The organism is Streptomyces sp. NPDC056296 (assembly GCF_042268605.1).
In the GTDB taxonomy this organism is placed as follows: domain Bacteria; phylum Actinomycetota; class Actinomycetes; order Streptomycetales; family Streptomycetaceae; genus Streptomyces.
Window position 1 is genome coordinate 18,596 of the sequence record NZ_JBHJRX010000083.1, and the last position, 9,529, is coordinate 28,124.

A 9,529-nucleotide genomic window follows, 5' to 3' on the forward strand; every position below is an offset into this window, starting at 1 on the left:
CAAGGGCAGACGCCGATGCGCGCCGTTCGAGCGGCACTGATGCTGCGAGTGTCGACACAGGAAGGCAATGACGTCTGGGGCGTTCAAACGTGACACGCGCTCACCTCTGTGATCTTCACGTGATCTGCGCGGCATGAACTTGTGACAAGCGATCATCTGCCTATACGTTCACGAACCAGCGTGGCGCCGAGCATCACCCGCCGCGCGGTCCCCGCTGTCTCGTGAAAGGTCGTCGCATGCTCTCCGGGAACGGTCGTCACCGCCGCCCCCGCCAGGCTCCCGCCCTGGTCGTCGCAGCCGGAGTGACCGGCTCCGCCATCGCGATCCCACTTCTCGGCGCCACCGGCGCCCACGCGGCGGACGGGGCGAACTGGGACCGCGTCGCCGAGTGCGAGACCGGCGGCGCCTGGAGCCAGAACAGCGGCAACGGGTACTACGGCGGCCTGCAGCTCTCCCAGGACGCCTGGGAGCGGTACGGCGGCACCGAGTACGCGCCGAGCGCCGACCAGGCCAGTCGCTCCCAGCAGATAAGAGTCGCCGAGAGGCTGCACGCGGACCAGGGCATCGCCGCCTGGCCGACCTGCGCCCTGCTCGCGGGCATGGGCAACGACTCGGCGTCCACGGACAGCGGAACCGGTTCGACGGGTGACGGTACGTCGACGGAGCCGGAAGCCCCCAAGGCGTCGGTCACCCCTGACCCGTCCGGCACGACCGAGTCGCCGGAACCCACCTCCGACGCGCCCTCCTCGTCCCCTTCGCCGTCTTCGTCCCCTACCTCTGACTCCACGTCGGACAGCGGGGACGATTCGACCAAGTCCGACACGTCCCCCGAATCCAAGCCCACGGAGAGTGCCGGCTCCCAGGGCGCCGATGCTTCGCCCACGGCCCCTCCGGCGATCGACGAAACGGACAAGGCGGGGCAGAGTGGCGAGGATTCGGCGCTCACCGACACCGAGGAGTCCGGCGCGGGCCGTCATCGCGGCGACAGCGCCGACGAGGGCGCGAAGGACGACCGTACGGCCGAGTCGTCGGGGCGGCACGCCTCGCGCGGCGAGGGTGAGTCGCGAGAGGTCGCGGACGGCTCGTACACCGTCCGTTCCGGCGACAGCCTCTGGGGCATCGCCGACTCCCTTGAGTTCGACGGCGGGTGGCGCTCGCTCTACGTCGGCAACAAGGAGGTCGTCGGCGCCGACCCGGACCACATCCTGCCCGGTCAGACGCTCACGGTCATGGGCGAATCGGGCGAAAAATAGGGGCAGTTCGCGTCATGGTTCGAGACTGTATGCCCGTTTTGGATCACGTGAGAGATAGGTCTCAGAAGCCGTGATCGTCTTTGAAAATCCGCGGAGCGCGTGTCTACGGTCATGACCGCTCGCCATCGCGGGCCCCGGCTGCCGCAACGCCGAATCCTGCCAGCGGCCGTCCGGGAACAGTCGTCGCGCAAGCGCCGAAGGCAGGAGCGGGGGACCCAAGGTAAGTGCCGCACCGGGCAGTTGAGCCGGAGCGGCTAGGGGTTAAGCCGAGTTCCGCGAGGAACCCGGCCGGGCAACTCAACCGGCCCGAACCCGACAGCTCACCTCGCAGGCGTCGGTGAGGGGATCAACCATGCTGTTTTCCGGCAAGGGCAAGCACCGCCGTCCGTCCAAGGCCACCCGCATCGTCGCCGTCGCCGGTGTCACCGGTGCCGCCGTCGCCGCCCCGCTGATGGCGGCCGGCAACGCCTCCGCCGCCACCGCGTCCGAGTGGGACGCCGTCGCCCAGTGCGAGTCCGGCGGCAACTGGTCCATCAACACAGGCAACGGTTACTACGGCGGTCTGCAGTTCTCCGCCTCCACCTGGGCCGGCTACGGCGGCACGCAGTACGCCGCCACCGCCGACCAGGCCAGCAAGGCGCAGCAGATCGAGATCGCCGAGAAGGTGCTCGCGGGTCAGGGCAAGGGTGCCTGGCCGGTCTGCGGCACCGGCCTGTCGAGCGCCGCGTACACCGGCGGCGGTTCCGGCGAGAGCCAGGACAGCGGCTCCTCGCAGAGCGAGAGCGGCGGCTCCACCGCCGACCGCTCCACCGAGCAGAAGGCCTCCCGCTCCGACGAGCGCCCGGCCGCCGAGCCGAAGGCCGAGAAGCCGGCCGAGAAGAAGACCGTCACCACCCCGACCGGCAAGAAGGTCGAGAAGGGCGACGGCGAGTACAAGGTCGTCAAGGGCGACACCCTCAGCTCGATCGCCGAGGAGCACGACGTCAAGGGCGGCTGGGCGAAGGTGTTCAAGCTGAACGACGACATCGTCGACGACGCCGACCTGATCTACCCGGGCCAGCAGCTGCACCTGAAGTAAGCGGCGGCCCCCGAGACTCCCGCCCCGGTGCGTGTTCCCCCGTACGCACCGGGGCGGGTTTTTCACGCCCGGACCCGCCCGTGATTACGAACGGGTTTTCGGAAACGTCTTTGTTCCGTTCGGAAACAATTTACTCTCGGTTCTGTCCAGCGGGTGGGCGATCGGCTGGCCGATCGCCCGGAGCCGGTTAGGCTCGGTCCCGCAGAGCCGCTGCGGTCCCGTGGGCCCGCGCGTCACACCGAAGCGTCACATTGAAGAAGGAGATGCTCGTGCCGTCCATCGACGTCGTCGTAGCCCGGGAAATCCTGGACTCCCGAGGCAACCCCACGGTCGAGGTCGAGGTCGGCCTCGACGACGGCAGCACGGGTCGTGCCGCCGTCCCGTCCGGCGCCTCCACCGGTGCCTTCGAGGCCATCGAACTCCGTGACGGCGATGCCAACCGTTACCTGGGCAAGGGCGTGGAGAAGGCCGTCCTCGCCGTCATCGAGCAGATCGGCCCGGAGCTGGTCGGCTACGACGCCACCGAGCAGCGCCTGATCGACCAGGCCATGTTCGACCTGGACGCCACCGACAACAAGGGCTCGCTGGGCGCCAACGCCATCCTCGGCGTCTCGCTCGCCGTCGCCCACGCCGCCTCCGAGGCCAGCGACCTGCCGCTCTTCCGCTACCTGGGCGGCCCGAACGCGCACCTGCTGCCGGTGCCGATGATGAACATCCTGAACGGCGGGTCGCACGCCGACTCGAACGTGGACATCCAGGAGTTCATGATCGCCCCGATCGGCGCGGAGTCCTTCTCCGAGGCCCTGCGCTGGGGCGCCGAGGTCTACCACACCCTGAAGAAGGTCCTGAAGAGCAAGGGCCTGGCCACCGGCCTCGGCGACGAGGGCGGCTTCGCCCCGAACCTCGGCTCCAACCGCGAGGCCCTCGACCTCATCCTCGAGGCGATCAAGGAAGCCGGCTACACCCCCGGCGAGCAGATCGCCCTCGCGCTCGACGTCGCCGCGTCCGAGTTCTACAAGGACGGCTCCTACGCCTTCGAGGGCAAGAACCGCTCCGCCGCCGAGATGACCGAGTACTACGCCGAGCTGGTCGAGGCGTACCCGCTGGTCTCCATCGAGGACCCGCTGTTCGAGGACGACTGGGACGGCTGGAACACCATCACCGCGGGGCTCGGCGACAAGGTCCAGCTCGTCGGCGACGACCTGTTCGTCACCAACCCGGAGCGCCTGGCCCGCGGCATCGAGGAGAACTCGGCCAACGCCCTGCTCGTCAAGGTCAACCAGATCGGTTCGCTGACCGAGACCCTGGACGCCGTCGAGCTGGCCCAGCGCAACGGCTTCAAGTGCATGATGTCCCACCGCTCCGGCGAGACCGAGGACGTCACCATCGCCGATCTGGCCGTCGCCACCAACTGCGGCCAGATCAAGACCGGCGCCCCGGCCCGCTCCGAGCGCGTCGCCAAGTACAACCAGCTGCTGCGCATCGAGGAGATCCTCGACGACGCCGCGGTGTACGCCGGCCGCAGCGCGTTCCCGCGCTTCAAGGGCTGACCCGTCCCGTAAGAGGCAGCGTCGTACGTACGTCCCCGTACTCGGTCCCGTACCGTGTGCGGGGACGTACGCACGTGTGGACTTAAGGCGGGGACAGACATGGCGGTGAAGGACCGGGACCGTTTCTCCACCGCGACCAGGATCCGGATCATCGGGGAACAGACCGCGGCCCGGGTCTACCGCTCGCAGACCAAGCGCCAGGCCCGTCGCTCCCGGCTGACCGGCCGGGCCGCGCTGCTCGCGATGGTGCTCTGCTCGCTCGTCGTGGCGCTCGCCTATCCGATACGGCAGTACGTCGCCCAGCGCGCCGAGATCGCCGATCTCCAGCGGGAGCGGCAGGAGACCCGGGACCGGGTCGAGGACCTGCGCGACCTCAAGGCACGCTGGCAGGACGACGCCTACGCCGAGCAGCAGGTCCGGCTGAGGCTGCACTATGTGATGCCGGGGGAGACGGGGTTCGTCGTCGTCGACCCGGACGCCGCCAAGCAGGCCCGCGCCGAGGCCGGCGGGGCCGACCGCCCCTGGTACCGGAACGTCTGGGACGGCGTCGACAAGGCCGACGCCGCCGCCCGCCGGCCGTGAACCGGCCACCCCGGCAGTGAGCCGACAGTGCCGGCCGTGAACCGACCGCGCCGGCAGTGACTCAACAGGAAGACCAGCAGAAGACAGTCATGCAGACTCCCCCGCCGACCACCCCGCGCACCGAGCCCACCGACGCGGACGTCGAGGCCTTCAAGCAGCAGCTCGGGCGCCCCCCGCGCGGCCTGCGCGCCATCGCGCACCGCTGTCCGTGCGGACAGCCGGACGTCGTGGAGACGGCGCCGCGGCTGCCCGACGGCACGCCCTTCCCCACGCTGTACTACCTGACGTGCCCGAAGGCGGCCTCCGCGATCGGCACGCTGGAGGCGAACGGCGTGATGAGGGAGATGACCGAGCGCCTCGCCGCCGACCCGGAGCTGGCCGACGCCTACCGCGCCGCGCACGAGGACTACATCCGGCGGCGTGACGAGATCGAGGAGCTGACCGGCTTCCCGAGCGCGGGCGGCATGCCCGACCGGGTCAAGTGCCTGCACGTGCTGGTCGCCCACTCGCTGGCGGCCGGTCCCGGCGTCAACCCACTGGGCGACGAGGCGATCGCGATGCTGCCGGAGTGGTGGCGCAAGGGGCCGTGCGTGACGCTCGCCGGGACCTGTGGGGAGGACGCCAAGTGACCCGTGTCGCCGCCATCGACTGCGGTACGAACTCCATCCGCCTGCTGGTCGCCGACGCGGACCCCGCCACCGGTGAGCTGACCGACCTCGACCGCCGCATGACCATCGTGCGGCTCGGCCAGGGCGTCGACCGGACCGGGCGGCTGGCGCCCGAGGCGCTGGAGCGGACCTTCGCCGCCTGCCGCGAGTACGCCGAGGTCATCAAGGAGCACGGCGCCGAACGGCTGCGCTTCGTGGCGACCTCCGCCTCCCGGGACGCGGAGAACCGGGACGACTTCGTGCGCGGGGTGCTGGACATCCTCGGCGTGGAGCCGGAGGTCATCTCGGGCGACCAGGAGGCGGATTTCTCCTTCACCGGCGCCACCAAGGAGCTGGCGGGCCGCGACCACCTCGACAAGCCCTACCTGGTCGTCGACATCGGCGGCGGCTCGACCGAGTTCGTCGTCGGCGACGACCACGTGCGCGCGGCCCGCTCCGTGGACGTCGGCTGTGTGCGGATGACCGAGCGACACCTGGTGAACGCCGGCGCCGTGACCGACCCGCCCACCGAGGCGCAGGTCGCGGCGATGCGGGCCGACATCGAGGCGGCCCTGGACCTCGCCGAGGAGACGGTGCCGCTGCGCGAGGCGCGCACGCTGGTCGGGCTGGCCGGCTCGGTGACGACGGTGTCGGCGATCGCGCAGGAGCTGCCCGAGTACGACTCGGCCGCCATCCACCACTCCCGCGTCTCACGCGACCGGGTCAGGGAGATCACCGACTGGCTGCTGCGCTCCACGCACGCCGAGCGCGCGGCCGTTCCCTCCATGCATCCGGGCCGCGTCGACGTGATCGCAGCGGGTGCGCTCGTCCTGCTCTCGATCATGGAGCGGACGGGCGCGGAGGAGGTCGTCGTGAGCGAGCACGACATCCTCGACGGCATCGCGTGGTCGGTGGCGTAGAGGGCGGGCGCGGCGTCGGCGGTCGCGGTCTGAGCAGGACGTACGACGATTGAGCGCGTGCTGAGGGGTCCTTCGGGGCCCCTCAGTGACATCCCGTCGGGAAACTTCGTGAAGTTCTTCACAAGGAATTGGGCCCTGTCGGACGACGAAAGCGCGCCGGTTGACCCTTTTGGGGGTTCAACTGCCCTTTGAACGTGTTCAGGACGGTGCTTCGGAGGGGCCTCCGGGAGGCGTTCGGAGAGGGTGGTCCACCGCTCTCGGAGATGCGGAGGAGCAGCTCACGCGGCATTGACAACGGGGTCCACTACACGCTGGTTCCGTTCTCCGCCATGATCTCCGTCACGTGGGTCGCGGATAGTAGCACAGCCTCCACCGAAGCTTGTGAAGGGGCGCACGAACCACCCCCCTCAGGCGGGTGGATACTCGATGGCATGAGCACCACGGAGCGTCCCAGGATCCTCGTAGTAGGCGGTGGGTACGTAGGCCTGTACGCAGCTCGACGCATCCAGAAGAAGATGCGTTACGGCGAGGCGACCGTCACCGTCGTCGACCCGCGGTCGTACATGACCTACCAGCCCTTCCTCCCCGAAGCCGCCGCCGGCAACATCTCCCCGCGGCACGTCGTCGTCCCCCTGCGGCGCGTGCTTCCGAAGGCGGAGGTCCTCACCGGCCGGGTCACCACCATCGACCAGGACCGCAAGGTCGCCACGATCTCCCCCCTGGTGGGCGAGGCGTACGAGCTGCCGTTCGACTACCTGGTCATCGCCATGGGCGCGGTCTCCCGCACCTTCCCGATCCCCGGCCTCGCCGAGCAGGGCATCGGCATGAAGGGCATCGAGGAGTCCATCGGCCTGCGCAACCACGTCCTGGAGCAGCTCGACAAGGCCGACTCCACCACCGACGAGGAGATCCGCCGCAAGGCGCTCACCTTCGTCTTCATCGGCGGCGGCTTCGCCGGCGCGGAGACCATCGGTGAGGTCGAGGACATGGCCCGCGACGCGGCCAAGTACTACAAGAACGTCTCCCGCGAGGACATGCGCTTCGTCCTCGTGGACGCCGCCGACAAGATCCTCCCCGAGGTCGGTCCCAAGCTCGGCCAGTACGGCAAGGAGCACCTCGAGGGCCGCGGCGTCGAGGTCTACCTGTCCACCTCCATGGACTCCTGCGTCGACGGCCACGTGGTGCTGAAGAACGGCCTGGAGGTCGACTCCAGCACCATCGTGTGGACGGCCGGCGTCAAGCCGAACCCGGCGCTGACCCGCTTCGGTCTGCCGCTGGGTCCCCGCGGCCACGTCGACTGCGCGCCGACCCTCCAGGTCCAGGGCACCGACTACATCTGGGCCGCGGGCGACAACGCCCAGGTGCCGGACCTCGTCGGCCGCAAGGCGGGCAACGAGAACGCCTGGTGCCCGCCGAACGCCCAGCACGCGCTGCGCCAGGCCAAGGTCCTCGGCGACAACGTGATCTCCGGTATGCGGGGCTTCCCGCAGAAGGACTACAGCCACGCCAACAAGGGCGCGGTGGCGGGCCTCGGTCTGCACAAGGGCGTCGCGATGATCGTCATGGGCAAGATGAAGATCAAGCTCAAGGGCCGTCTCGCCTGGTACATGCACCGCGGCTACCACGGCATGGCGATGCCGACCTTCAACCGGAAGATCCGCGTCTTCGCGGACTGGACGCTCGGCATGTTCCTCAAGCGCGAGGTCGTCTCCCTCGGCGCGATGGAGACCCCGCGCGAGGAGTTCTACGAGGCCGCCAAGCCGGCGCCGGCCGCCGCGCCGAAGGCCGCCGACAAGGGCGGCCAGACCGCGAAGCCGGAGAAGTCCGAGGAGAAGGCCAAGGCCTCCTGACCTCCGGTCGCCTCCAGCAGTAGCGCAGTAGCTCGTCGAAGTGGGCCGTCCGCCATCCGTGGTGCGGGCGGCCCCTTCGCGCTGCGCCGACGGGGCGAAAAGCCCAGTGGTGTGTACAGGTATTTTGCCCAGTCGTAACGCGCGCCGGGGACTGTACGGCGGGCTCCCAGGTGTTTACGTGGTGTTGGACATTCCGGGATCGCTCGTCACGGAGGTACGCCATGGCTGACGCCGCGCTGCGGCTGCAGAACCTCTTCGAACAGTTGCTGGGAGCACCACTCCCGGTGCGCATCCGCGCCTGGGACGGTTCGCAGGCGGGTCCGCCGGGCGCGCCGACCCTCGTCGTCCACAACCGCAGGGCCCTGCGCCGCCTGCTGTTCAAACCGGGCGAACTGGGCCTGGCCCGTGCCTGGGTGGCCGGGGACCTCGACGTGGACGGCGACCTCTACACCGCCCTCGGTCTTCTCTCCGGTCTGCTCTGGGAGCGCGACGAGGACGCCCGCGGCCTCGTCGAGGCGCTCCGCGACCCCGAGGTCCGGGCCGCCGTACGCGGCCTGGTCAGGCTCGCCGGGCCGCCGCTGCCGCCCGCCCCGCCGCCGGAGGAGGTCCGCCGGGCCCGCGGGCACCTGCACACCAAGCGCACCGACAGACGGGCCATCAGCCACCACTACGACGTCGGCAACGACTTCTACGAGCTGGTCCTCGGCCCGTCCATGGTGTACTCCTGCGCCTACTGGCCGGCCCTCCCGGCCGAGGGCGGCACCCTGGAGGACGCCCAGCGCGACAAGCTCGAACTGGTCAGCCGCAAGCTGGGCCTGAGCCCCGGTCAGCGCCTCCTCGACGTCGGCTGCGGCTGGGGTTCCATGGCGATCCACGCGGCCCGCGAGCACGGCGTGAGCGTCGTCGGCGTCACGCTCTCCCAGGAGCAGGCCGCGTTCGCCCGCAAGCGCGTCGCCGACGAGGGGCTCACCGACCGGGTGGAGATCCGCGTCCAGGACTACCGGGACGTCGCCGACGGGCCGTACGACGCCGTCTCGTCCATCGGTATGGCCGAGCATGTCGGCGCCGAGCGGTATCTGGAGTACGCCGTCGACCTGTTCAGGCTCCTCAAGCCGGGCGGGCGGCTGCTGAACCACCAGATCGCCCGCCGCCCCCGACGGGACGAGTCCGCCTACAACGTGGACGAGTTCATCGACGCCTACGTCTTCCCCGACGGCGAACTGGCCCCGGTCGGCACCACGGTCACCCAGCTGGAGCGCGCCGGGTTCGAGGTGCGCGACGTGGAGTCGATCCGCGAGCACTACGCGCTCACCCTGCGCCGCTGGGTCGCCAACCTGGAGTCCGACTGGGCGGCGGCCACCCGGCTGGTCAGCCCCGGCCGCGCCCGGGTCTGGCAGCTGTACATGGCCGCCTCGGCGCTCGCCTTCGAGCGCAACCGCATCGGGGTCAACCAGGTCCTCGCCGTGAAGACCCCGGAGCCGGGCGGCTCCGGCATGCCGCTGCGCGCCCGCACCTGGAACTGACCTCCGAGCGCACGGCGAAGGGCCCCGTTCCGCTTGGGTTCTAACGGTCCTCGCAACACCCGCGATCTGTGGGAGTTGCGAGGACCGTGGCTGTTGGACGCGATGATCTTGCGGGGGTGAAGGAGC

General features: G+C 70.1%; 8 protein-coding genes and 1 riboswitch. All 8 genes read left to right on the forward strand.

Features of this window, described 5'->3' with window-relative positions; genetic code table 11:
* Nucleotides 1–236 precede the first annotated feature (236 nt).
* The 8 genes from ACFCZF_RS37490 (at nt 237) to ACFCZF_RS37525 (ending at nt 9,403) form a co-directional block, all read left to right on the forward strand.
* On the forward strand, nt 237–1,253 hold the full coding sequence (locus ACFCZF_RS37490; RefSeq protein ID WP_376675467.1) for a transglycosylase family protein: 1,017 nt from the start codon (nt 237–239) through the stop codon (nt 1,251–1,253).
* A 182-nt stretch (nt 1,254–1,435) separates the two neighbouring features.
* A riboswitch (cyclic di-AMP (ydaO/yuaA leader) is annotated at nt 1,436–1,602 on the forward strand.
* A gap of 3 nt (nt 1,603–1,605) precedes the next feature.
* Nucleotides 1,606–2,331 carry a transglycosylase family protein gene (locus tag ACFCZF_RS37495; protein ID WP_376675468.1) on the forward strand — a complete coding sequence of 242 codons (726 nt, stop codon included), beginning with the start codon at nt 1,606–1,608 and terminating at the stop codon, nt 2,329–2,331.
* Between the two features lie 269 nt (nt 2,332–2,600).
* Nucleotides 2,601–3,881 carry a phosphopyruvate hydratase gene (eno, locus tag ACFCZF_RS37500; RefSeq protein ID WP_375908943.1) on the forward strand — a complete coding sequence of 427 codons (1,281 nt, stop codon included), beginning with the start codon at nt 2,601–2,603 and terminating at the stop codon, nt 3,879–3,881.
* Between the two features lie 99 nt (nt 3,882–3,980).
* Complete coding sequence (locus ACFCZF_RS37505) at nt 3,981–4,463, forward strand: septum formation initiator family protein (protein WP_375908946.1); 483 nt, start codon at nt 3,981–3,983, stop codon at nt 4,461–4,463.
* 89 nt (nt 4,464–4,552) lie between these two features.
* Nucleotides 4,553–5,092, forward strand: a complete 540-nt coding sequence (locus ACFCZF_RS37510; protein WP_376675469.1) for a DUF501 domain-containing protein — start codon at nt 4,553–4,555, stop codon at nt 5,090–5,092.
* Nucleotides 5,089–6,030 carry an exopolyphosphatase gene (locus ACFCZF_RS37515; RefSeq protein WP_376675470.1) on the forward strand — a complete coding sequence of 314 codons (942 nt, stop codon included), beginning with the start codon at nt 5,089–5,091 and terminating at the stop codon, nt 6,028–6,030. The genes ACFCZF_RS37510 and ACFCZF_RS37515 overlap by 4 nt, the downstream gene beginning before the upstream one ends.
* A gap of 431 nt (nt 6,031–6,461) precedes the next feature.
* Nucleotides 6,462–7,880, forward strand: a complete 1,419-nt coding sequence (locus ACFCZF_RS37520) for an NAD(P)/FAD-dependent oxidoreductase (protein ID WP_376675471.1) — start codon at nt 6,462–6,464, stop codon at nt 7,878–7,880.
* A 221-nt stretch (nt 7,881–8,101) separates the two neighbouring features.
* Nucleotides 8,102–9,403 carry a class I SAM-dependent methyltransferase gene (locus ACFCZF_RS37525; RefSeq protein WP_375908958.1) on the forward strand — a complete coding sequence of 434 codons (1,302 nt, stop codon included), beginning with the start codon at nt 8,102–8,104 and terminating at the stop codon, nt 9,401–9,403.
* Nucleotides 9,404–9,529: the final 126 nt, after the last annotated feature.